Below are 21,455 nucleotides of genomic sequence, written 5' to 3' on the forward strand. Positions count from 1 at the left end.
CCCTACCGGCCTAACATACGGGTATGAGCGACAAATACCTCAAAGACGCCTACGGGCTTGATACGCCCGAGGCGACACGTACGCATTATCAGAAATGGGCCTCGTCATACGACGCCGAAGTTGGGTCACATGGCTACGCCACGCCTGGCCGCGTGGCCGAGGCGCTTTGGTCCCAGATGCCCGAACCGCAGACGCCTGTTCTGGATTACGGTTGTGGCACGGGTCTGTCCGGCAAGGCCCTGCATGATACGGGATTTCAGGTAATCGATGGTGTGGATCCCACGCCCAAGATGCTTGAAGGGGCAGCCGCTAAGGAGGTTTACAGAAACCTCACGACGTTTGAGATCACCGATCCGGAACCGCTGGAGCAAGATGCCTATAAGGCAATCACCGCGATTGGCGTGATCGGAACCGGTGCCGCCCCGCCAGAAACATTTGATCTGTTGATGAAAGCGCTGCCCAAAAGTGGCCTACTGGCCTTTTCCTTCAATGATCACACGCTTGACGATCCGTCCTATACCACCCGTTTGAACGATTGGCTGGATATGGGCGCCGCGCGGCTGCTGTTTCGGGAATACGGGCCGCATCTTCCCGGAATGGACCTTAAATCTGACGTATATGTTGTTGAGAAGACGTGACATTCATAGCCAGATTTGCCCCATCTCCAACGGGGCCGCTTCATCTTGGCCACGCCTATTCTGCACTTCTTGCCAGTGATATGGCCGCCGCTGAAGGCGGTCAATTTTTGTTGCGGATCGAAGACATCGACCGCTCCCGCTGCCGGGTAAATTGGGAAGAGCAGATTTATGACGATCTGACTTGGCTAGGATTGAACTGGCCAGAACCCGTGATGCGGCAATCGTCCCGTTTGTCGACCTACGAAGACGCTCTGAGGGCATTGTGGTCGCGGGGCTTGCTGTACCCGTGCACGTGCAATCGTCGGGACATTGCCGCAGCCGCCGGGGCACCACAGGAAGGTGTTCCTCTGCATGGGCCTGATGGGATCATTTATCCGGGCACGTGCAGGGATGTGTCAGATCGAACGGGGCCGATCCCGCACGAAACGCCCCTTCGATTGGACATCAAAATGGCTGCGCGTGTGGTTCCCGATCTGTTTAGGATCGCCACTCAACCCTCTGCCAAAAAATCTTTTTTCGAAGAAACTGGCGTGGGACCAAACGGGGAATCGGGCCCAGTCGCTTTCACTGCTGATGAGTTGCGGGACACAATCGGAGACGTGGTATTGTCCCGGCGCGATATGGGAACATCCTACCATCTATCCGTCGTTCTGGATGATGCGGAACAGGGCGTGTCCCACGTCGTACGCGGTCAGGACCTATTCGAGGCGACGCGTATCCATGTTCTGTTGCAGGCCCTGCTAGGCTTGCCGACACCTGTCTATCACCATCATAAGCTGATCCGAGATGACTTGGGCAAACGTTTGGCCAAGCGCGACGATGCGCGCGCCATCGCCAAATATCGTGCTGATGGAGTTACCGCGGATCAGGTTCGGGCCATGGTCGGGCTGTGATCGGCCCTAATCCATCGGCCGCATCAATTCGACCTCATCGCCATCCCGCACTGCGGTGTAGAAACAGGTGCGCCGGTTCGTGTGGCAGGCAGCACCGGTCTGTCGCACCAGAACCAGCAGGCAGTCGCGATCACAATCGACGCGAAAATCGACCAGTTCCTGAACATGCCCCGAGGTTTCACCCTTGATCCAGAACGACTGACGTGACCGTGACCAATACGTCACGCGGCGCGTTTCAAGAGTTTTTTCAACCGCTTCTGCGTTCATCCACGCCATCATCAACACCTCGCCAGAAGCTTCATCCTGTGCGATCGCCGGAATCAGACCGGCGTCGTTAAACTTCAGGCTAGACAGATCGAAAGTGACGGTCTCGGACATTGTAAAAACCTTTTGCATCCCGGTGGATGGCCACTATGTATGGGGAACACGCAACGAGGGAAAGCCATGTCTGGCGAGAACGACCTGATAAAGCTCTATTCTGGGCGCATTCTGGCCCTGGCTGCGGATATTCCGCATCTGGAACGACTGGAAAACCCAGATGCGACCGTCAAGAAACGTTCGCCTTTGTGCGGGTCTACCGTAACCGTGGACGTCAAGGTTGAGGACGGCCGCGTTTCCGAGTTCGGTCAGGACGTTAAGGCCTGCGCCTTGGGTCAGGCCTCGGCCTCGGTCGTTGGATCCGCTGTAATTGGCACCACGCGCGCGCAAATCGAAACAGCGCGGGATCAGCTGTCGGCTATGCTAAAGAAAGACGGCCCTGCACCGGACGCACCGTTTGACGGGCTGGAAGTTCTCATGCCTGCGCGTGATTATAAGAACCGTCACGCTTCGATCCTGCTGGCGTTGGATGCCACTGCTGAAGCTATGGAACAAGCCGAACAGGCCAACTGCGCCTGAAGATGGTAATTCAATTCAAACCCATCTAACCTCCGCCATAGTTTTGGGGAGAATTTGGTTTGAATAGTTTGCTGGAGCATTTTGTTACCCTGTGGGTCGTTATTGATCCGATTGGAACAATTCCCGTTTTTATCGCCGTTACAGCCGGGCTTGGCGCTGCGGCGCGTCGCAAAACAGCCCTGTTGGCCGCGCTCATCAGTGCCGGTGTTTTGCTGTTCTTCCTTGTTTTCGGGCAATTGCTGATCGAGGCGCTGGATATCGGGTTGAACTCGTTCCAAGTGGCCGGAGGGATCATCCTGTTCCTGTTCGCCCTGACGATGATCTTTGGCGAAAGCAAACAAGAGGTTGAACAACGCGCAGCAGAAGACGATCAGGAAGACAAATTCCACAAGCCCAACCCTGCGATCTTTCCGTTGGCGGTACCTTCATTGGCGTCACCGGGTGCAATGCTGGCCGTTGTTATCCTGACCGACAACAACCGGTTCAGCGTGGCGGATCAAGGTATCACGGCAATGGTTATGTTATCCGTTGTGGCCATCGCCTTCGTTTTGATGCTGCTGGCCGAGCCGATCATTCGACTGATTGGCCATTCAGGTGCCGCCATTATCAGCCGCATCATGGGAATGATCCTGGCGTCGGTTGCCGTGAATTCGGTACTGTCTGCGATGCTGGAAATCTTCAAAACCGGACAGCTATAAAAAAACCGCCGCACCTTCCGGGCGGAAAGGGCGGCGGTAGGCAATGCGTGTCTCGCGTGGGATCCGTATTTCCGCGCAGGGCCGAGGCTGGCCCTTTCAAGGGAATTGGGACAGGCAGGTCACCCTTGACTGAAATGGGGACGACAGCACGGTGTTTTCGGCACGAGATCGCAGGCAGAAAGGGTCAGAACGTTCCGGGAAGGTGAAGGGCAACCACCAGCATCACCACCAATGACACCGCACCTGCCGCATCCTGCAATAGCGTGGAATGCGAACGGCTTATGGCGGTCTTGATCTGGGTCAGCATGGTCTCACCTCCGGTCTTGTTTTAATCCTTTGTTGACCTTTTGTTCTCATATTTTACCGAGTCGGTAAAGAACTTTTTGAGAACATTAGTGAACTTTACGGAACGATATTGCTAACCCACTGAAATTAAACGGATTGCCTGATCCTGTTTCATGAGCCACAGCAGAACACGGACAGCCTGCCCGCGTTCGGTGGTCAAGTTCGGGTCTTTGGACAACAGGTTTCGTGCATCCGTCTGCGCAACAGCCATCAATCCGGCCTGACGCTCCAGATCAGCGATCCGGAACTTTGGTAGCCCGGATTGAGCCGTGCCAATCAGATCCCCTGCGCCGCGCATCTGCAAATCGGTCTCGGATATCCGGAATCCGTCTTCCGTCTCTCGCAAAACCTCCAGCCGCTTCCGCCCGCCCTCGCTTAGCGGTGGTTGATACATGAGCAAGCAGGTCGAATCCGCCTCGCCCCGTCCAACGCGGCCACGCAGCTGGTGTAACTGCGCCAAACCGAATATTTCGGCCCGTTCGATTACCATGATCGAGGCGTTGGGTACATTCACTCCGACCTCGATCACAGTCGTTGCGACCAGAACCTTTGTGTGCCCTTTCTGAAACGCAGCCATCGCGGCGTCCTTTTCGGCAGCGGGCATTTGGCCATGGACCAGCCCGACTGTGCCTTCGCCCAGCACCGCCCGCAGCCGTTTGAACTGTTCTTCGGCAGCTGTCAGGTCCGAGACCTCGGATTCGTCGACCAGCGGACAGACCCAATAGCACTGACGTCCTTCATCGATGGCCCGACGTAAATGCGCTACGACGTCATCCATACGCTCGGTACTAATAATCGCCGTTTTGATCGGTTTCCGTCCTGGTGGCTTTTCATCCAGAACAGAGACGTCCATGTCCCCGTATTGCGCAAGCGCCAAACTGCGGGGGATCGGGGTGGCGGTCATCACCAGAACATCCGCGCCCTGCCCTTTTTCCGACAACTCCATCCGTTGCCGCACCCCGAACCGGTGCTGTTCATCCACAATGGCCAGTCGCAGGGCATGAAATTCAACATCGCTCTGAAACACTGCATGGGTGCCGACAAGGATGTGAATGTTACCCTGTTTCAGAGCGGCCAGCTTTGCACGCCGTTCAGCGCCCTTGTCCCGCCCAGTCAGGATTTCCAGAACCACCCCGGCTTCTTCGGCAAGCGGGCGCAGGCCTTCCAGATGCTGCCTAGCGAGGATCTCGGTCGGGGCCATCATAACACCCTGCCCACCAGCCTCGACCGCGACCAGAAGTGCCATGAAGGCGACCAGAGTTTTCCCTGCACCCACATCGCCTTGCAGCAATCGGTTCATCCGCGAGTCTGAGCCCATGTCGGCAGTTATTTCCTTGATCGCACGTGTCTGGGCCCCGGTTGGTTTGTAAGGCAGATTAGCAAGAACTTTGGCCTGCAGAGCACCAGTGCCGACGCTCACGATGCCCCGAGCCTTACGCTCGCGCTGTCGCGCCAGAGCCAGCGTCACCTGATGGGCAAACAGTTCGTCATAGGCAAGGCGTTCCCGGGCTGGCGCGTGCGCGGCCACGTCATCCGCACCTTGTGGGTTGTGTGCCGCGGATACAGCCGTCGCCCAATCCGTCCAGCCCTGTTTTGACGCTTGCGCTGGGTCAATCCACTCAGCCAGCTGTGGCGCGCGTGCCAATGCGCTGCGTGCGGCCTTGTACGCCGTTTTTTGGGTGATGCCCTGTGTCAGGTGATAAACTGGCTCGAACTCAGGAATGTCATCCGCGCTTTCCACGGGCAGCATGTGATCCGGATGGACCATCTGAGCCATGCCGTCGAACAGTTCGAGCTTGCCAGAGATCACACGACGACTGCCTTGCGGCAAAACTTTATTCAAATAATCTCCACGTGCGTGGAAAAAGACCAACTGAAACTCGGTCTGAGTGTCTTCGACGTGAACGCGGTAAGCCCCGCCCTTGTTTCGCGACGGCCTGTGAGTGCCGACCGTGACCTCAACCGTCAAAGTCGTTGGCAGATCAGCCCCTTGGATTGTATCGCGCCGCCTGCGGTCCACTACAGCGTAGGGCAAGCCGAACAGCACATCACGCGGCGACTCGATCCCTGCCTGCACCATTGTCTGCGCAGTTTTGGGGCCAACGCCTTCCAGCGTCTCCAGCCCGGCGAACAGGGGAAACAGGATTTCGGGACGGCCGCTCATGCGGTGCCGATCAGTTGCAGCCACTCATCTTCGTCCAGGGTTTCGATCCCAAGCTCTGCTGCTTTCTTGGCTTTTGAACCAGCACCAGGGCCGGCCACCAGCAAATCGGTCTTCTTGCTGACCGAACCAGAGACCTTGGCCCCCAGCGCTTCGGCCCGGGCTTTGGCTTCGGCACGGGTCATCTTTTCAAGTGACCCCGTGAAGACAACCGTCTTGCCAGCCACCGGACTGCCCGATGTGTCAGGTCGTTTGGCGTCCTGCACGTCCAATTGTGCAACCAAAGCGTCGACGCTGGCGCGTTCTGCATCTTGCGCAAATGCGGACACCAAGGCGCGCGCCATGACGTCACCTACGCCATCTATGCCCAAAAGCTCGTCCCACTCAGGTCCTTCGAAATCAGCGGCTGCGGTGACGGCGCGCTCAAATTCTGTCCAGGCGCCATAGTGGTTCGCGATCAAGTTCGACGCCGCCTCTCCGACATGTCGAATACCTAATGCAAAAAGAAGGCGTCCGAATGGGATTTGGCGCTTTTCATCAATTGCGGCCCAAAGGTTCCCGGCACTTTGCGCACCCCAGCCCTTGCGGTTGTCGAGTTTGTTTAGATTGGCCGCATCTCTGTTCTGCAGTGTGAAGATGTCCACCGGGGTTTTGATTGGTAAGTCCGGGTCATCGTAGAACATTTCAATCTGCTTGGCGCCCAACCCCTCGATATCGAACGCCTTCCGAGATACGAAATGTTTCAGTTTTTCCACGGCTTGCGCGGGGCAAATAATTCCACCGGTACAACGTCTAACGGCATCGCCTTCTTCCCGAACCGCATCACTGCCGCATTCAGGACAGGTTGTGGGAAAATCATAAGGTTGCGCGCCATCTGGACGTTTCGAAATGTCGACATCCGCCACTTTGGGGATCACGTCGCCCGCGCGATAAACCTGCACCCAGTCGCCGACCCTAATGTCCTTCCCATCCCGGATCGTACCGCCCTTTGCATCGCGACCGGCGACATAATCCTCGTTATGCAGCGTGGCATTGGACACGACGACGCCACCAACAGTTACCGGGTGCAGCCGGGCAACCGGGCTGAGCGCACCCGTTCGACCCACCTGAATGTCGATGGCTTCCAGCCTCGTCCATGCAAGTTCAGCGGGAAACTTATGCGCAATGGCCCATCTTGGGGTCGTGGACCTGAACCCCAACCGGGCCTGCAGCGCCAAGTCGTTCACCTTGTAGACAACGCCGTCGATGTCATAGCCAAGAGTGGCGCGTTGGGCTTCGATGCTGCGGTAATGTCCGATCAACTGATCTGTTGTTTCGCACAATGCTGTCAGTGGGTTGGTTGAGAAACCGAATTCCGCCAACCGTTCGATGGCACCCATTTGTGTATCGGCCAAGGGGGCTGACAACTCACCCCAGGCATATGCAAAAAAACCAAGCGGACGGGATCGTGTTATTTTCGCGTCAAGCTGCCTCAACGACCCTGCGGCAGCGTTTCGTGGATTTGAAAACACCTTTTCGCCCAGCTCTGTCTGTCGCGCGTTCAGCTTGTCGAAGTCTTCATGAGACATGTAAACTTCACCGCGCACCTCCAGAACCTCCGGGGCGTTTTTGACGCTGTGCGGAATGTCTGAGATCGTCCGCGCGTTCGCAGTCACGTTTTCACCAATCTCGCCATCGCCTCGGGTCGCCGCCTGCACGAGCTCACCCTGTTCGTATCTTAGCGATAGGGACAGACCGTCAATCTTGGGTTCAGCAGTAAAAGCCAGCTCGGCCGAGTCGCCCAATCCCAGATATTTGCGGATTGACCTGTCAAAATCCGAAACGTCCTCATCGTTGAACGCATTGCCCAGGGACATCATCCTGACGGCATGTACGAGTTTTGAAAATCCCTCTGCCGGTTTTGCGCCCACTTGATCTGTGGGGCTGTCGGACCGTTTCAGCTTAGGAAAGCGTGCCTCGATGTCAGCGTTTCGCCGCTTTAGCACATCGTAGTCCGCATCCGAGATCTCGGGGGCGTCCTCGGCGTGATACAGCGTGTTGGCCCGCGCAATCAATTCCGCGAGCCGCGCCAGTTCGGCACGTGCCTGATCTTCCGTCAGTTCTGTTACCGCAATTGAGTCGCTCATGGCCTCGCCCTGTCACATAGTCTTTGAACCCAGTGATAGGGCGAGGCCATGGCTAGGTCCAGATGTGCTGTTACGTGAGTGAGGGGGTCGCCCTGGACCAACGGCGACCAGATTTCACTGAAAATCAGGCTCCAACAGCGATCCGCCGGTCGTCCAAGCTGTTGCTTTGCGGATCGCGCAGCACATAGCCCCTGCCCCAAACAGTTTCGATATAGTTTTCGCCACCTGTAGCATTGCTGAGTTTCTTGCGAAGTTTGCAGATAAAAACGTCGATAATTTTCAATTCGGGCTCGTCCATGCCGCCGTAGAGATGGTTCAGGAACATCTCTTTGGTCAGCGTTGTACCCTTCCGCAGGCTCAGCAATTCCAGCATCTGGTATTCCTTGCCGGTCAGATGAACGGCTTTGCCTTCGACCTCAACCGTTTTAGCATCCAGATTCACCGCGACACGGCCGGTATGAATGACGGACTGCGAATGCCCTTTGGACCGGCGAATGATCGCGTGAATACGAGCGACCAGTTCCTCGCGGTGGAACGGTTTGGTCATATAGTCGTCGGCGCCAAAGCCGAAACCTTTGATCTTGCTTTCGGTATCGTCAGCGCCCGACAGGATCAAGATGGGGGTTTCAACACGCGCGATGCGCAGCTGTCTCAGCACTTCGTGCCCGTTCATGTCTGGCAGATTCAGATCCAGAAGGATCAGGTCATAGTCGTACAACTTGGCAAGATCGATGCCTTCCTCGCCCAGGTCCGTCGCATAAACGTTTAGATTGGCATGCGTCAGCATCAATTCGATGCTTTTCGATGTGGTCGGATCATCCTCGACGAGAAGTATACGCATTTACTGCTCCAATTTAGTCAACTTACCAATTTCAAAATGAGCCTGATCAAAAATGGTTAATCTGACGTTACCGTTGAATCATTTATTCACATTCATCTTAAAGTTGTCGATATTTTTTTAAGGCCGTGACTTTCAAAGCGTCTGTTCCGTGCTCAGCGACTGCAGAAACCCAGGAATTGAACTCTTCATCGCTAAGCCCATACCGCTTTTTGGCGTCTGACAACGAAATCAGCCCGTAAAGAACGCCGCGCACCACAACCACCTTGCGCGATGCGACCCATCTGGTCGTCTCTGCAGGTGGTAGATCGCTACGCGATAAAACCGTTCCATCCGGCAGGGTTACGGACCTTGGCCCTTCGACTTTGTGCAAATACATCTCTTGACCCTTTTTCAGCTGCGACAAAGCTGCCGACAGCCTACTTAATGCCGGGTGAAACCGCCCCTTGAGAGTGTGTAGAATTTTCCTATATTCTGCCGGTCTTTCTTAACCCGCACTGGAATCGTCATGGCCCTCGATACCGAGACACCGCTGAACTCGCTTGGCTTTGCCAAACCCCCGTCGGAAACACGGGTGGTTGTTGCCATGTCCGGTGGCGTGGACAGTTCGGTTGTCGCTGCATATTTGGCAGATCAGGGTTATGACGTGGTTGGCGTGACGCTGCAGCTGTATGATCACGGCGCGGCCTTGGCCAAGAAAGGCGCATGCTGCGCCGGGATTGATATCCATGACGCGCGGCGTGTGGCAGAGGAACGCGGTTTTCCGCATTATGTTCTGGATTACGAGAACATCTTCAAAGATGCCGTGATCGACGAATTCGCCGACAGCTATCTGGCCGGGGCGACTCCGGTCCCGTGTATCCGGTGCAATGAGCGGGTGAAGTTCAAGGACCTTTTGGAAACCGCCAAGGACCTTGAAGCCGACTGCATGGCGACTGGCCATTATATCCAGCGCAAGATGGGCGCGAACGGGCCAGAGCTGCACAGCGCCGAAGACGCGAACCGGGATCAGTCCTATTTCCTGTTTTCCACTACGCCTGAGCAGTTGGACTTTCTGCGTTTTCCACTGGGCCACTTACCCTCGAAGGACGCAACCCGAGAGATGGCCGCGCATTACGGGCTGTCGGTGGCAGACAAGCCCGACAGTCAGGACATCTGCTTTGTGCCCGATGGCAACTATGCCAGCGTGATCGAAAAGCTGCGCCCCGGTGCGGCGGAACCAGGTGAGATCGTTCATTCCGACGGTCGAGTGCTGGCGCAGCATAACGGCGTTATTCACTACACCATCGGTCAGCGCCGCGGACTGGGTATCGGCGGGCTGAGCGAGCCTTTGTATGTGATAAAGTTGGACGTAGACAAAAAGCAGGTTGTGGTTGGCCCGAAAGAGCTGCTGGCGACCCGGACCGTTCCGGTGCGCGAGATCAACTGGCTGGGGGATGAACCTTTTACTTCACGCGACGAATGGCATCTGTCGGTCAAGGTGCGGTCGACCCGCCCGCCGCGTGAGGCGATTATCCGACCTCTGTCTGAAACGACTGCCGAAGTCGAATTGCTGACACCCGAGGAAGGCATTTCGCCCGGTCAGGCCTGCGTGTTCTATTCCAATGAAAGCAGCCGCATATACGGAGGCGGCTGGATCTGGCGCGGTTACTGAGGAACCCCGATCACAAGACGTCGGTCGGGCTGTTCACCAGAATATACAGTCCGACTGCCACCATGATGTAAGGTGCAATCCTGTCAAGGCGGGCAAAACGCGGACCTAAAACCTGAGCGCGTGGTGCGCCCCAACTTGCAATCCCGATTAACGTCGCCAGTGCGCACCCGGCCCCGATCAAGGCCGTCAACCGAAACGCTGGCGTCGAATCCGCGAACAGCGGAGTCATAGCCGCAAGCGTATCAATCGATAGCGTCAAAAACAGCGCGACGACCGAGGTGATGGCCCCTGTATCAGGCAGTTGACGCCCGCCCGACCCTTTCCGTTGTTGCCAAATGCCATAAAGGCCCAGAGACAACGGGATAATCCCAAGATAACCGACCCAATTCAGAAACCGGCTGTGATCCAGCCCGCTGGCAATCACAAGCGACAGGCTCAGAATTATCATTTGCGCCGCGGCAAAGCCAAAGACGGCTCGGCGTGTCTCCATCACCATGATCAGGCCAAACAGGATGACCAGATTGTCCAGGTTAGTTGATATGGTCACGATCGCAGCGGAAAATGCGAACAGGATGTGTTCAATCATGGCGATTGGGCAGCCTGTTCAAAACCGCTCGGGCCGCCCGCAGACCCGGTGCCTCACCACCGCGCCCCAGACGGTCCATGGTCACATCCATCGCGCTGCGCTGCGCATCCGGACTAGTGGCAACGTCCGACAATGCCGTGGCAATCTTATTCGGTTCGCAATCATCCAGCAGGCATTCGGGAACCGCGCGTGTTTCAGACACCAGATTGACAAGGGTCGCCGTGTCCAGATTAACCATGCGCTTTGCGATCAGAGTAGTCAGCCAGTTCAGATTGTAGGCTATGACCATTGGCGTAGCCTGTGCCGCCAGTTCCAATGAAACTGTCCCAGACGCCGCCAACGCAAGGTCGGCCGCAGCAAAAGCGGCCCTTTTCTGCGCCTGCGCCTGGTCCGAGGGCAAGTCTCGGGGGTCAACCACGACGGGCGACCCTGGCCAGTCCTGAACATGTTCGGTGACCGCATCAACCATATGGGCCACAGCTGGCACGACAACGCGCGTGTCAGGGCGCTGTTTCACAAACTCGATTAACGCCTGACCAAAGACCGGAGCCAGTCGATCCACCTCACCCCGCCGCGAACCGGGCAAGGCCAGAACAATGGGCGCTTGGCCTAGACCGTAGGCCTCGCGAAAAGCCTGAATGTCTTGTTCGGTCGCCGCTGGTTCGCTGACCACCGGGTGCCCGACAAAGTCACATTCCATCCCCGCGCGCTGCATATAAGGCGGCTCGAACGGCAACAGCGCCAGCACATGATCGATGACCTTGGCCATCTTGTCCGCACGCCCGGGACGCCAGGCCCAGACGCTGGGGGCGACATAGTGAACCGTGCGAATAGTACCTTGCGCTTTGACCAGCTTGGCAACCCGCAATGAGAAATCGGGACTGTCGATGGTGATCAGAACGTCTGGATTGCTATCCAGAACAGCCTGCGCTGTCTCAGAAATCCGACGTTTGAGGTGAAAGAACTTGGGGAGAACCTCGACCAGTCCCATGACCGACAATTCGGACATGGGAAAAAGGCTGTCCAACCCTTGTGCCTGCATCAGCGGGCCGCCAACGCCCTGAAATTCAACTCCTGGTACCAGCGCGCGCAGGCCTTCCATCAATGCCCCGCCAAGCCGGTCCCCCGAAGGTTCACCGGCGACGACGAAAACCCGCATCAGTTCGTCCGCTCGCGGACATACAAAAACAGGCCCAGCCGATCACATTCCGCGATCACGCGGTCTTTCTCAAGCACAAGGACGCCGCCCTTTTCGATCACAATTCCCGACAGCCCCGCCGCAACTGCGCCAGACACAGTATCAGGCCCGATCGCAGGCAGATCTGCACGAACGTCCTGATCCGGTTTCGGGGCTTTGAACAGAATGCCGCCGCCCGCATCCGGGCGCTGAGTCAGAGACTGCAACATCCATGCCGTGCCGAAGATACCCTCAATCGCCAGCGCCTGCCGTTTTGAAACCACGCAGGCCTGCCCGACATCCGCAGCACCCATCGCCCGGACGATACCCGATGCACGGTCCGCATCCGTCAGATCGGCCTCAGACGGTTGCGCCTGCGTCAGACACCCGAGTTTTGGAAGAAGGTTCGGCGCGATTTCGTGGGCTGCCTTAACCTCCAGACCTGCATCCTCAAAAATGCCGATGACCGCGCGCAGCGCCGCATCATCGCCGGACATGATGGCTTGTTGCAGGATTGGGACCAAAGGCATTGTTGCAGCATCGATCCTTGCAGGATCAATGGGCGGGCGGCCTACGGCACCTGCCATGCAGATCTGGGTCACACCCCGCGCCTTGATGTCGGCGATAAAGGTTCCAACCTTCTCCAATGGAAACTCGACATCCGGGGATAAAGTATCCGGGCGGAAGCCTTCCATCGCGCAGACCACCGGGCGGTCGGACAGTTGCGCGACAACTTCACCCGGCAAAACGCCTGTTCCCGCAATCAGCGCCAGCATTGTTTATTTCCCCGGTGTAAGGAAAGACCGATCCGAATGTCCGGTCACGAAATCGACGATCCGCTGAACGTATTCGCTTTCGTTATCCGTGCCGACCCGGTGCGCGCGCTCCATGAACGTACCATCGCCAGTCGACAATTCGCGGAAGGCCGCCCGCAAAGCGGCAATATCCTCACGTGAGACACCGCGCCGTTTGAGGCCGACGAGATTTAGACCATCAAGTTCGCCACGCGGCGCCTGAACCAGGCCATATGGGATCACGTCATTCGGAACCATGGTCAACGCGCCGATGATCGCGCCGCGCCCAACGCGGACCCACTGGTGCAATCCAGAGATACCACCGACAATCACGTCATCCTCAATGATGCAATGACCCGCAGCGCCGGCATGGTTCACCATGATCACCCGATTGCCGATCTGGACATCGTGGGCCACATGCACGCCCGCCATCAGCAGACAATCATCCCCAATCCGCGTAACGCCGCCGCCACCATCGGTCCCGGTATTCACCGTGACATGTTCGCGAATCCGGTTGCGTTTACCGATCTCAAGGCTCGTGTTTTCACCGCCGAACTTCAGATCCTGCGGGATCTCTCCGATGACCGAAAAGTTGAAGATCACGGTCTCTTCACCAACCGAAGTATCGCCGGTCACGACAACATGCGACTTCAGCTCAACCCGATCGGCCAACTTGACTTGGGGACCCACATAGCAAAACGGACCTACGACGCAGCCTTCACCAATCTGCGCGCCGTCTTCGATGATTGCGCTTGGGTGGATGCCGCTCATGTGGTCTTTTCCATATCCCAGTCGACATAGGCCGAAAACTCGGCCTCGGCCGCGACCTCGCCATCGACTGTGGCGCGACCGGCAAATTTGAAGATCTTGCCGCCTTTTTTGCCGCGGACCGTTTCGACATGCATTTCAAGCACGTCACCCGGGATCACCTTGCGACGGAATTTGCATTTGTCGATGTTCATGAAATAGATCAACAGCTCACTGTCGATCACATCCATGCCCACGCCCAGCATGACCCCTGCGGTCTGTGCCATCGCCTCGACAATGGTTACACCCGGCATGATCGGGGTTCCCGGAAAATGCCCCTGGAAATGCGGCTCGTTCATGGTGACGTTCTTGATGCCAACCGCCGATTGATAGCCCGAGATATCGACGACCTTGTCGACCAGCAGAAACGGATAGCGGTGGGGCAATATCCGCTGGATCAGCTGAATGTCTGCGCTTTTGGTTTCCGTGGTCATAGTGCAGTCGTCCCGTTGTGGATTTCTCTTTGACGCGTGGTTAGCAACACCGCGCCTCAAGGGCAAGCAAACCTATTCTTTGCTTTCGTCTTCAAGTTGGCTGCCATCGCCAATCTGTTCATTGATCCGCGCAATCGCCGTGTCCGTCACATCGGTTCGGTCCGAGCTGAGAAAGACATTGGAACGTTCGATAACGACCGACGCCCCGGATTCGCGTAACAGCTCGATCAGGATCGGTTGCACCAGAACCAGAAAGGTCTGCCTGGCTTCCTCGCTTCGGCGTGCAAGGGCGTCCAGTTTGGCGCGCTGGCCTTCACGGTGCGACTGAACCTTGTTGTCAAACGCCTCGGCCAGCGGGCGAAATTGTTCGGTTGGCAGTTCTGCGCGCTTTTCGGTCAGGTCTTTTTCTTCCTTGCTCAGCTCAGCGACAATTCGTTCATTCTCGTCTGCCAGCAATGCGCCTTCGGTTTCGATCTCGCGCATGACGCGCCGACCGAATTGCGACTCGGAAAACAACCGGTCGCTGGACAGGGTCAGAACATTCGCCTGAGGAACACCCAATTGCTGCGCCTGAGCGGTCGACACGCAGGCCAGCGCCAGAAAAACGCACAGGGCCCGAAATGGGCCCTGCGCACTTAATTTTATCAAGTTCAGCATCTGGCGATCAGAACCGCGCCTGAACGGTCAGGTCAAAGTTCTGTTCCTTGTCGAAGTCTTCTTTCTTCAAAGCTTTCGAGAAGTTGAACCGCAGAGGGCCAAAAGGCGTTTCCCACAGAACCGACACACCGATCACGTGGCGGACAGACCCGTCCGCGCCCACGATGTCGGCACCAGCGGTGTTTACGTTGTTGATGTTGTAGACGTTACCAACATCATAGAACACGCCGCCCCGCAGACCCAGTTCTTCGGGCAGGCCAAGCGGGAAGTCCGATTCAAACCGGGCAACCCAGTAATAGTTACCACCGATGGCATCGTCCTGACCATTCGACAAGTCACGCGGACCCAGACCCGCAGGTTCAAAGCCACGAAACGTGTTCGGACCAATCAAGAAGCGGTCGATCACGCGGCTGAAGTCGTCGCCCTGCCAATGCAGCGCACCTACTTCCATCGATGCCCGCAGAACAACTTCCTCGTTCAGGACACGTGTCTGCGCGATGCCGCGCGCTGTTGTTTTGTAGAATTCGTTGTCGCCGCCAAGACCGGCCGCATCAACGCCTACCTCAAACAAAACGCCCGCATTCGGATTCAAACCACCGCGACGGCTATCATAGAGGTAGGATACGCCCAGCGTGCTGGATGTCCGCTTACCCTGCTCGATTTCCGAAGCGATAACAGCGCCGTTCACTTCATCGTCCTGCTGCGTCATCTCGCTGCGGTTCCATCCATAGCGGAGACGGAGCGAAGACAATTCGCTGATTGCGTAGCTCAGCTGCGGCTCGAAGAAGACGCGCTTGGTATCGTAGCTCGCAAAGCTCGAATTCGTCGATGCCAGACCAAGACCGAGATCGAACTGCAACCGGCGACCCAGCAAATATGGTTCGGTGAAGTTAATGATGTATTGCTCGGAATCCTGCGCCGTCGAAAGGGTCAACCCAAGGTTTTGACCGCGACCCAGGAAGTTGGATTCGTTCAGGCCAATTGCAATCCCGAAACCGTCTGAAATCGAGTAGCTACCACCAAGGCTTAACGAGCCGGTGGGCTGTTCTTCGACGTCCACATCCACAATCACCTGGCTGGGCGTGGAGCCTTCGCGCGGCTCAACATCTGCCACGGCAAAGAATCCAAGGGCACGGATACGTTCGGCACTCTGGCGGATTTCGCGCGGGTTGAACGGATCACCTTCGACCGTATCGAACTGGCGGCGGATCACGCGGTCAAGTGTCGTTGTGTTGCCTTCGATGTCGATACGTTCAACAAAGATCCGCGGACCTCTGGTCAGAACAAACTGAACGTCCAGCGTCAGATCACGTGGATTGCGCGTGACCCTCGGTTCGACCCGCAGGAAATCAACACCCTGTTTCAAACCCAACCGTTCCTGGCGAGCGATCGAGCTTTCGATCAGCGACGGGGAATAGGTCACACCTGGACGGATTTTCAACGCTGCTTGATATGCGGCAGGGTCCACCCCGGGAATTTCACTGACGGTCGAAATCTTACCGAATGAAAATTTTTGCCCTTCGGTGATGTTCATCACAAGGAAGAAGGCGTCACGTTCGCGGGTAAATTCGACGTTTGCGCTGTTCACACGGAAATCGACGTATCCACGCGACAGATAAAAGTCGCGGATGACCTGTTTATCGAATTCGATTCGGTCAGCGATAAACGTGTCGCCGCGCAGGAACGTGCGCAGAATGTTGGCTTGCTTAGTCTCAAGAACTCTGCGCAAGCGGCGATCCGAGTATGCCCGGTTGCCGACAAAACTAACACGCTCGACCTCGATCGTTGTGCCCTCGGCAATTTCAAAGACAAGATCGACGCGGTTGTCGCTGCGGCGTATGATACGCGGGATGACGGTTGCGGAAACGCGGCCCTGCGCGGAATAGATTTCGGCGATCTGATCTGCATCGGCTTCAGCAAGCTGAGGCGTAAAAACCCGACGAGGCTGAGAATTGATCGCCTCAAGCAGAACGTCGTCCTTTACGCGGCGGTTGCCTTCGATGCTGATCTGGTTGATCGTCGGATATTCTTCGACCTCGATCACCAGAGTGCTTCCACGCGGCGTCAGTTCAACTGTCTCAAAAACACCACTGTCAAGCAAACGCTGAAACGCATCGTTCAACTGTCCGGCGGTCACTGTCTGACCTGGCTGAATTCCAGTCCGGGCAATGATTGTCGAACTTTCGATCCGCCTGTTACCCTCAACATCGAACGAATTGATCGTGTAGTTTTGCGCGCGCGCAACCTCCGGCAGGAAGGTAAAGCTTGCTACAAAAACAAAAGAAAAAATACGTAGCGTCTGCCACAAAATATTGTTTACTGGCTTCTGCCCCCCGCAGGATGTGCCTGCGCCTCGCCTATCAGTCATTTTTTTCTACCCGAATTTTAGGACTTTATTGTTGAGTAGCGAGATTAGGTTTCCTTGTCAAAAGACGAAAACACAAAGCGGCCCAATGGGCCGCTGCTAATCGTGTTCAATTAATGGTAAGAATCACATGTTGACCAAGAAGGTCCAACTGCCAATGGCGAGTGCAGTCGCACCGAAAAACAGCAAAAAGTCCCAGTTCAACATGAACAGGAAGCTAAAGCTTTGATACGATTTTCGAAGTGCCTTGGTCATTTGAGCATCTGCCACATAAAATTGAGACGCGATAAAATTATCTGCGGATTGAGGCGAAATTGCGGCTTTTGTTGGCGCGTAAGGCCATAATCAGCAAAACAGATCGTTGGTCAGTGCGAAGATCATCAAGCCGAGGATCAAGGAGACCCCTACCCCCATCAAAATCTTCAGCGCGCCATCGCTTGGCGGTTTGCCAGTTACAGCTTCATAGGCATAAAACACCAGATGACCGCCGTCCAAGGCCGGGATCGGAAACAGATTCAGCAAACCGACTGCTGTAGACAGCACAGCAATAAAGAAGATGAAGCTTTGCGCACCCTGGCTGGCCATCGCCCCCGAAGTTTCGGCAATACCAATCGGGCCGGTCATGTTGCAGGTGCTGATGGCACCGGTAATCATGTGCCAGATACCTGACAGTGAGCCGTCTATGACACGCAGAGTTTGACGTGCGCCGCCCGAAATGGATTCGAGAACACCAGCCGATTCAGTCGCAGGTTCCAGCATCATGCCGCCAACGATACCAATGCGCCAATGCGTGACAAAGCCGCCTTCTGCCTGTGGTTCATCGGTGCGGCGCGGGGCAAGGGCGAATTCAAGATCGGCCCCGTCGCGCCAGACATTCAAGAGCAGAACTTTCCCGTCGGACCCTTCGACATGCTCTTTCAACTGATCGAAAGCAAAGATTGGGTCTCCGTTGACCGAAGTGATGACATCACCGCGCTGAAGGTCGATATCCATGGCCGCACTGCGCGGGCTAACCTGCTGGATCAGTGGCGGAAACAGCCAGGGGCCCGTAACATCCATGGTCTGATCATCGCGGATGACCTTATAATCCAAAACCGGTTCCACCGGCAGCGCGTCAACAAAGTCAGTCCATGCGCTCTCCTCGTCGAAGTCAGGCACCGCGACGCCGCCAATCGCGACGATTTCGTCACCGTCCTGCAATTGCTGAACAGTGCCGGGCAAAGGGTGCAAGGTCCCAACGGTCAGTGGGTCTTTGGTCACGCCCTGGGTCAGGAAAATCAGACCGAACACCAGGATCGACATGATGAAATTGAAAACCGGACCTGCGGCAACCGTGGCCGACCGGGCCCAAAGAGGCGCCCCGTGCATAGTGCGGCGCAGATCCTCTGGGCTTTGTTCGGTAATTTCCTCCATCGCGGTTTCGTCTTTGCCCGACGCCGCGTTCGCGTCGCCCAAGAATTTGACATACCCACCAAAAGGCAGCGCGGCGATCTGCCACCGCGTGCCGCGCTTGTCGATGCGGCTCCAAAGAACCGGGCCAAACCCGACCGAGAACACCTCGGCATGAATACCGGACCAGCGTCCAACAATGTAGTGGCCGTACTCGTGTACCGCCACGATCACCGAAAGTGCGATGACAAAGGCAATGATCGTATACAGCAAATTGCCGAACTGAGGGATCAGAGAAAGTACGTCCAAAATTCTATCCTGCTCGTTGGATGACGATGTCATCGACCCACGTACGTGCCAAATGGTCCGTTTGCAGCACGTTATCAAGGATTAAAGGGGCATCAATAAGGTCGCCTGCGGCCTCAAACCTGTCCAGAACGGTCTCGACTATGTCGGCCATCTGAAGGAAACCGATTTCACGCGCAATGAACCGATCCAACGCCCGTTCTTTGGCGGCGTTGAATACAGCACCTGACAGGCCACCGCGTTCCATCACGGCGCGTGCCAAGCGCAGCGCGGGATACCGCGCCTCATCAGGTTCATTGAACCTAAGCTGCTTCAGTTTTCCAAGATCCAGTCGTTCGACCGGCAAGTCCTTCCGATCGGGCCAGTGCAAAGCGTACCCGATGGCATGGCGCATATCCGGGGCGCCCATATGGGCCATGACAGCGCCGTCCTGGAACCCGACCAGAGCGTGAACGACGGATTCCGGGTGCACCAGCACTTCGATCTGATCCGGAGACACGCCGAAGAATTCTTTGGTTTCAATCAGCTCCAGCGCTTTGTTGAACATAGACGCGCTGTCGATTGTGATCCGCTGCCCCATATCCCAGTTCGGATGGCTCGAGGCTTGCTCGACTGTTGCATGTGCCAGTTTGCTCAGTGGCCAGTCACGGAACGCGCCGCCACTTGCTGTGATGATGATACGCTCGACCGCGGCCATATCCTCGCCGACAAGCGCCTGAAAAACGGCCGAGTGTTCGCTGTCGACCGGCAAAAGCCGCGCATTGTTCGCCTTGGCAGTCTCAAGAACCATCGCACCGGCGCAGACAAGCGTTTCCTTATTGGCCAACGCCAGCGTGCCGCCCTGCCTGAGCACTTCAAGACCCGGCTCCAGACCAGCGGCGCCCACAATGGCCGACATAACCCAATCGGCAGGCCGTGCCGCAGCTTCCGTCAGCGCATTTTGACCAGCGGCCACTTCGACGCCCGAACCCGCAAGGGCCGCGCGCAGATCATCCAGCCGGTTTTCATAGGCCGTAACTGCCAAATCTGCGTTCAAACGCCGGGCATCTTCTGCCAGTTTGTTGATATTCGCCCCACCCGTCAGAGCGACGACGTCATAGGACGCGGGGTCGCGATCAATTAGATCAATCGTGTTCTGTCCAATTGATCCGGTCGCGCCGAAGATTGAGATTTTGCGCATCACATCGCTCCGGGGGAATAGAGAATCCCGGCTATCAAAACAAAAAGGGCCGCGCCCATCATGCCGTCAAAGCGATCCAGAAACCCGCCATGCCCTGGGATCAAGTTCGAGCTATCTTTGACCCCGAACTTGCGCTTTGTCGCGCTTTCGACAATGTCCCCAGCTTGACTGGCCATCGACGCAAGCACCGAAATCACCACAAACATGACGCCAAAACCAGCATTCACGGCAAAGATCGTGCCAACCACAGCTGCTGCAGCCCACCCGCCTGCAGTGCCCGACCATGTTTTCTTTGGGCTGACCTTTGGCCAGAACTTAGGGCCGCCAAAGGTTTTGCCAACAAAGTATCCCGCAACATCCGTTGCCACGACCACCGAGATCAGCCAGACCATCCAGCCGAACCCCATGTTCTCGCGGATTGAGATGAAGCCTAGACCCGACGCAGCGATCCAGAGAGCAAAGAGTGCGTAGATACCCTTGGATCGACTGATTTGCCCTGCCCCGACCAATGCCGGTGCAAGCAGGAATGGCAACGTATAAAGCGGCGGAAGATGATAGCTGAGCACGACCGCAACACCGGTGAGAATGCCCAACTGGATCGCGATACCATTGCGGTCCGGATCAATCATCCGCACCAATTCCCAGGTCATCAAGCCGCAGGCTAATGCGATAAAGGCTTCGAACCACAGCCCGCCCAGCCACACTTCGACTGAACCGATGCACACAAGCACCGCGGCAGACAGAACACGGGCGGTTAGGTCAGACCATCGGCCCTCACTCATGCCGGAACCGCTCCGAACCGCCGGTCACGGCTTCCAAAGTTTCGACACAGCCGTTCCAACTCGGCCGAGGTGAAGTCGGGCCATAGCGTGTCGATGAATTCGTATTCCGAATAGGCTGATTGCCACAAAAGAAAGTTGGATATACGGGCTTCGCCACTGGTTCGGATCACCAAATCCGGGTCGGGAAGAACATGCGTATCCAAATACTTGGGCAGAGTTTCCTCATCCACGTCATCGGGTCGCAGGCGGCCTTCGGCCACGTCACGCGCCAGCCGTTTGGTCGCCCGGGCAACCTCATCCCGCCCGCCGTAATTCAACGCAATGGTCAAGTGCACCAGATCGTTGTGCTGGGTTGCTACCTCCAAAGTGTCCATCAGTTCGGTCAGCTTGGAATCCAGACGAACCCGATCGCCGATAAAGCGCACGCGCACACCGGCTTTGGTCAGGTTGCGAGCTTCCTTGATGATGTACCGTCGAAACAGGCTCATCAACCCGGCGACTTCAACCTGGGTCCGTTTCCAGTTTTCAGTCGAAAAAGCAAATACTGTCAGATACTTGATACCCAACCCCGGACAGGCCTCGACTACTTCCCTTACCCGCCGGGCACCGGCCTGATGCCCAAACAGCCTGGGCCGGTTGCGCGCCTGAGCCCAACGACCGTTGCCATCCATGATGATGGCGACGTGGCGTGGTCCGGTAGCGGGTGAGGGTTGCGACGTGTCAGGCAT

23 protein-coding genes are annotated in these 21,455 nt (G+C 56.6%); 5 read left to right on the plus strand and 18 right to left on the minus strand.

The window, feature by feature from the left end:
* The first annotated feature begins 23 nt into the window (after nucleotides 1-23).
* Both AC2FGC_RS01680 and gluQRS read left to right on the plus strand, forming a co-directional pair.
* Nucleotides 24-638 (plus strand): class I SAM-dependent DNA methyltransferase, encoded by a 615-nt coding sequence (locus tag AC2FGC_RS01680; RefSeq protein ID WP_496722790.1) that lies wholly within the window; start codon nucleotides 24-26, stop codon nucleotides 636-638.
* Entirely contained in the window at nucleotides 635-1,531 is an 897-nt protein-coding gene (gene gluQRS, locus AC2FGC_RS01685; protein ID WP_496722788.1) for a tRNA glutamyl-Q(34) synthetase GluQRS, read from the plus strand. The genes AC2FGC_RS01680 and gluQRS overlap by 4 nt, the downstream gene beginning before the upstream one ends.
* Before the next feature lie 6 nt (nucleotides 1,532-1,537).
* On the opposite strand, the gene hisI is transcribed toward gluQRS, so the two are convergent.
* Nucleotides 1,538-1,927 (minus strand): phosphoribosyl-AMP cyclohydrolase, encoded by a 390-nt coding sequence (hisI, locus tag AC2FGC_RS01690; RefSeq protein WP_496722786.1) that lies wholly within the window; start codon nucleotides 1,925-1,927, stop codon nucleotides 1,538-1,540.
* Between the two features lie 48 nt (nucleotides 1,928-1,975).
* Here hisI and AC2FGC_RS01695 point away from each other — a divergent pair, with 48 nt between their 5' ends.
* Both AC2FGC_RS01695 and AC2FGC_RS01700 read left to right on the plus strand, forming a co-directional pair.
* Nucleotides 1,976-2,428: an iron-sulfur cluster assembly scaffold protein gene (locus tag AC2FGC_RS01695; protein WP_496722784.1), complete on the plus strand. Its 453-nt coding sequence runs from the start codon at nucleotides 1,976-1,978 to the stop codon at nucleotides 2,426-2,428.
* A gap of 59 nt (nucleotides 2,429-2,487) precedes the next feature.
* Entirely contained in the window at nucleotides 2,488-3,126 is a 639-nt protein-coding gene (locus tag AC2FGC_RS01700; RefSeq protein WP_058271582.1) for a MarC family protein, read from the plus strand.
* Between the two features lie 184 nt (nucleotides 3,127-3,310).
* Here the strand turns inward: AC2FGC_RS01700 and AC2FGC_RS01705 are convergent, their stop codons facing one another.
* From AC2FGC_RS01705 to sciP, 5 genes are all read right to left on the minus strand, one after another.
* A complete protein-coding gene (locus AC2FGC_RS01705) occupies nucleotides 3,311-3,433 on the minus strand; it encodes a hypothetical protein (RefSeq protein ID WP_496720389.1) in 123 nt (40 codons plus the stop codon).
* Between the two features lie 111 nt (nucleotides 3,434-3,544).
* Nucleotides 3,545-5,635: an ATP-dependent DNA helicase RecG gene (gene recG / locus AC2FGC_RS01710; protein ID WP_496722780.1), complete on the minus strand. Its 2,091-nt coding sequence runs from the start codon at nucleotides 5,633-5,635 to the stop codon at nucleotides 3,545-3,547.
* Nucleotides 5,632-7,758 (minus strand): NAD-dependent DNA ligase LigA, encoded by a 2,127-nt coding sequence (gene ligA, locus AC2FGC_RS01715; protein WP_496722777.1) that lies wholly within the window; start codon nucleotides 7,756-7,758, stop codon nucleotides 5,632-5,634. Before ligA ends, recG begins: the two co-directional genes overlap by 4 nt.
* A 124-nt stretch (nucleotides 7,759-7,882) precedes the next feature.
* Nucleotides 7,883-8,599, minus strand: coding sequence for a response regulator transcription factor CtrA (gene ctrA, locus AC2FGC_RS01720; protein WP_496722775.1), 717 nt, complete (start codon nucleotides 8,597-8,599; stop codon nucleotides 7,883-7,885).
* A 97-nt stretch (nucleotides 8,600-8,696) separates the two neighbouring features.
* Entirely contained in the window at nucleotides 8,697-8,975 is a 279-nt protein-coding gene (sciP, locus tag AC2FGC_RS01725; protein WP_496722773.1) for a CtrA inhibitor SciP, read from the minus strand.
* Nucleotides 8,976-9,104: 129 nt separating this feature from the next.
* Between sciP and mnmA the strand changes: the two genes are divergently transcribed.
* The gene (mnmA, locus tag AC2FGC_RS01730; RefSeq protein WP_496722771.1) at nucleotides 9,105-10,250 is read left to right on the plus strand and encodes a tRNA 2-thiouridine(34) synthase MnmA; all 1,146 of its coding nucleotides are present in this window, start codon (nucleotides 9,105-9,107) and stop codon (nucleotides 10,248-10,250) included.
* 10 nt (nucleotides 10,251-10,260) lie between these two features.
* On the opposite strand, the gene AC2FGC_RS01735 is transcribed toward mnmA, so the two are convergent.
* From AC2FGC_RS01735 to uppS, 12 genes are all read right to left on the minus strand, one after another.
* Nucleotides 10,261-10,836 carry a hypothetical protein gene (locus tag AC2FGC_RS01735; RefSeq protein ID WP_496704259.1) on the minus strand — a complete coding sequence of 192 codons (576 nt, stop codon included), beginning with the start codon at nucleotides 10,834-10,836 and terminating at the stop codon, nucleotides 10,261-10,263.
* On the minus strand, nucleotides 10,829-11,995 hold the full coding sequence (lpxB, locus tag AC2FGC_RS01740; protein WP_496722769.1) for a lipid-A-disaccharide synthase: 1,167 nt from the start codon (nucleotides 11,993-11,995) through the stop codon (nucleotides 10,829-10,831). The genes AC2FGC_RS01735 and lpxB overlap by 8 nt, the downstream gene beginning before the upstream one ends.
* On the minus strand, nucleotides 11,995-12,789 hold the full coding sequence (locus tag AC2FGC_RS01745; protein ID WP_496722766.1) for an LpxI family protein: 795 nt from the start codon (nucleotides 12,787-12,789) through the stop codon (nucleotides 11,995-11,997). The genes lpxB and AC2FGC_RS01745 overlap by 1 nt, the downstream gene beginning before the upstream one ends.
* A gap of 3 nt (nucleotides 12,790-12,792) precedes the next feature.
* Nucleotides 12,793-13,578, minus strand: a complete 786-nt coding sequence (gene lpxA, locus AC2FGC_RS01750; RefSeq protein ID WP_496722764.1) for an acyl-ACP--UDP-N-acetylglucosamine O-acyltransferase — start codon at nucleotides 13,576-13,578, stop codon at nucleotides 12,793-12,795.
* Nucleotides 13,575-14,048 carry a 3-hydroxyacyl-ACP dehydratase FabZ gene (fabZ, locus tag AC2FGC_RS01755; protein WP_496722762.1) on the minus strand — a complete coding sequence of 158 codons (474 nt, stop codon included), beginning with the start codon at nucleotides 14,046-14,048 and terminating at the stop codon, nucleotides 13,575-13,577. Before fabZ ends, lpxA begins: the two co-directional genes overlap by 4 nt.
* A 72-nt stretch (nucleotides 14,049-14,120) precedes the next feature.
* Entirely contained in the window at nucleotides 14,121-14,705 is a 585-nt protein-coding gene (locus tag AC2FGC_RS01760; RefSeq protein WP_496722759.1) for an OmpH/Skp family outer membrane protein, read from the minus strand.
* Nucleotides 14,706-14,712: 7 nt separating this feature from the next.
* On the minus strand, nucleotides 14,713-17,073 hold the full coding sequence (bamA, locus tag AC2FGC_RS01765; protein ID WP_496722757.1) for an outer membrane protein assembly factor BamA: 2,361 nt from the start codon (nucleotides 17,071-17,073) through the stop codon (nucleotides 14,713-14,715).
* Nucleotides 17,074-17,196: 123 nt separating this feature from the next.
* Complete coding sequence (locus AC2FGC_RS01770) at nucleotides 17,197-17,325, minus strand: hypothetical protein (RefSeq protein ID WP_496722754.1); 129 nt, start codon at nucleotides 17,323-17,325, stop codon at nucleotides 17,197-17,199.
* 90 nt (nucleotides 17,326-17,415) lie between these two features.
* On the minus strand, nucleotides 17,416-18,768 hold the full coding sequence (gene rseP, locus AC2FGC_RS01775) for an RIP metalloprotease RseP (RefSeq protein WP_496781324.1): 1,353 nt from the start codon (nucleotides 18,766-18,768) through the stop codon (nucleotides 17,416-17,418).
* A gap of 4 nt (nucleotides 18,769-18,772) precedes the next feature.
* On the minus strand, nucleotides 18,773-19,945 hold the full coding sequence (dxr, locus tag AC2FGC_RS01780) for a 1-deoxy-D-xylulose-5-phosphate reductoisomerase (RefSeq protein WP_496781325.1): 1,173 nt from the start codon (nucleotides 19,943-19,945) through the stop codon (nucleotides 18,773-18,775).
* Entirely contained in the window at nucleotides 19,945-20,727 is a 783-nt protein-coding gene (locus AC2FGC_RS01785; protein WP_496722747.1) for a phosphatidate cytidylyltransferase, read from the minus strand. The genes dxr and AC2FGC_RS01785 overlap by 1 nt, the downstream gene beginning before the upstream one ends.
* On the minus strand, nucleotides 20,724-21,455 hold the full coding sequence (uppS, locus tag AC2FGC_RS01790) for a polyprenyl diphosphate synthase (RefSeq protein ID WP_496722744.1): 732 nt from the start codon (nucleotides 21,453-21,455) through the stop codon (nucleotides 20,724-20,726). Before uppS ends, AC2FGC_RS01785 begins: the two co-directional genes overlap by 4 nt.

The organism is Ruegeria sp. CDSC054, assembly GCF_059610645.1.

Coding starts and splice junctions, on each gene's coding strand:
- AC2FGC_RS01705 (WP_496720389.1), bottom strand. CDS start 3,433: ATGCTGACCCAGATCAAGACCGCCATAAGCCGTTCGCATTCCACGCTA.
- mnmA (WP_496722771.1), top strand. CDS start 9,105: ATGGCCCTCGATACCGAGACACCGCTGAACTCGCTTGGCTTTGCCAAA.
- lpxA (WP_496722764.1), bottom strand. CDS start 13,578: ATGAGCGGCATCCACCCAAGCGCAATCATCGAAGACGGCGCGCAGATT.
- bamA (WP_496722757.1), bottom strand. CDS start 17,073: ATGACTGATAGGCGAGGCGCAGGCACATCCTGCGGGGGGCAGAAGCCA.
- uppS (WP_496722744.1), bottom strand. CDS start 21,455: ATGCCTGACACGTCGCAACCCTCACCCGCTACCGGACCACGCCACGTC.
- AC2FGC_RS01695 (WP_496722784.1), top strand. CDS start 1,976: ATGTCTGGCGAGAACGACCTGATAAAGCTCTATTCTGGGCGCATTCTG.
- recG (WP_496722780.1), bottom strand. CDS start 5,635: ATGAGCGGCCGTCCCGAAATCCTGTTTCCCCTGTTCGCCGGGCTGGAG.
- AC2FGC_RS01785 (WP_496722747.1), bottom strand. CDS start 20,727: ATGAGTGAGGGCCGATGGTCTGACCTAACCGCCCGTGTTCTGTCTGCC.
- ctrA (WP_496722775.1), bottom strand. CDS start 8,599: ATGCGTATACTTCTCGTCGAGGATGATCCGACCACATCGAAAAGCATC.
- AC2FGC_RS01770 (WP_496722754.1), bottom strand. CDS start 17,325: ATGACCAAGGCACTTCGAAAATCGTATCAAAGCTTTAGCTTCCTGTTC.
- AC2FGC_RS01745 (WP_496722766.1), bottom strand. CDS start 12,789: ATGCTGGCGCTGATTGCGGGAACAGGCGTTTTGCCGGGTGAAGTTGTC.
- ligA (WP_496722777.1), bottom strand. CDS start 7,758: ATGAGCGACTCAATTGCGGTAACAGAACTGACGGAAGATCAGGCACGT.
- AC2FGC_RS01760 (WP_496722759.1), bottom strand. CDS start 14,705: ATGCTGAACTTGATAAAATTAAGTGCGCAGGGCCCATTTCGGGCCCTG.
- AC2FGC_RS01735 (WP_496704259.1), bottom strand. CDS start 10,836: ATGATTGAACACATCCTGTTCGCATTTTCCGCTGCGATCGTGACCATA.
- AC2FGC_RS01680 (WP_496722790.1), top strand. CDS start 24: ATGAGCGACAAATACCTCAAAGACGCCTACGGGCTTGATACGCCCGAG.
- lpxB (WP_496722769.1), bottom strand. CDS start 11,995: ATGCGGGTTTTCGTCGTCGCCGGTGAACCTTCGGGGGACCGGCTTGGC.
- fabZ (WP_496722762.1), bottom strand. CDS start 14,048: ATGACCACGGAAACCAAAAGCGCAGACATTCAGCTGATCCAGCGGATA.
- sciP (WP_496722773.1), bottom strand. CDS start 8,975: ATGTATTTGCACAAAGTCGAAGGGCCAAGGTCCGTAACCCTGCCGGAT.
- dxr (WP_496781325.1), bottom strand. CDS start 19,945: ATGCGCAAAATCTCAATCTTCGGCGCGACCGGATCAATTGGACAGAAC.
- hisI (WP_496722786.1), bottom strand. CDS start 1,927: ATGCAAAAGGTTTTTACAATGTCCGAGACCGTCACTTTCGATCTGTCT.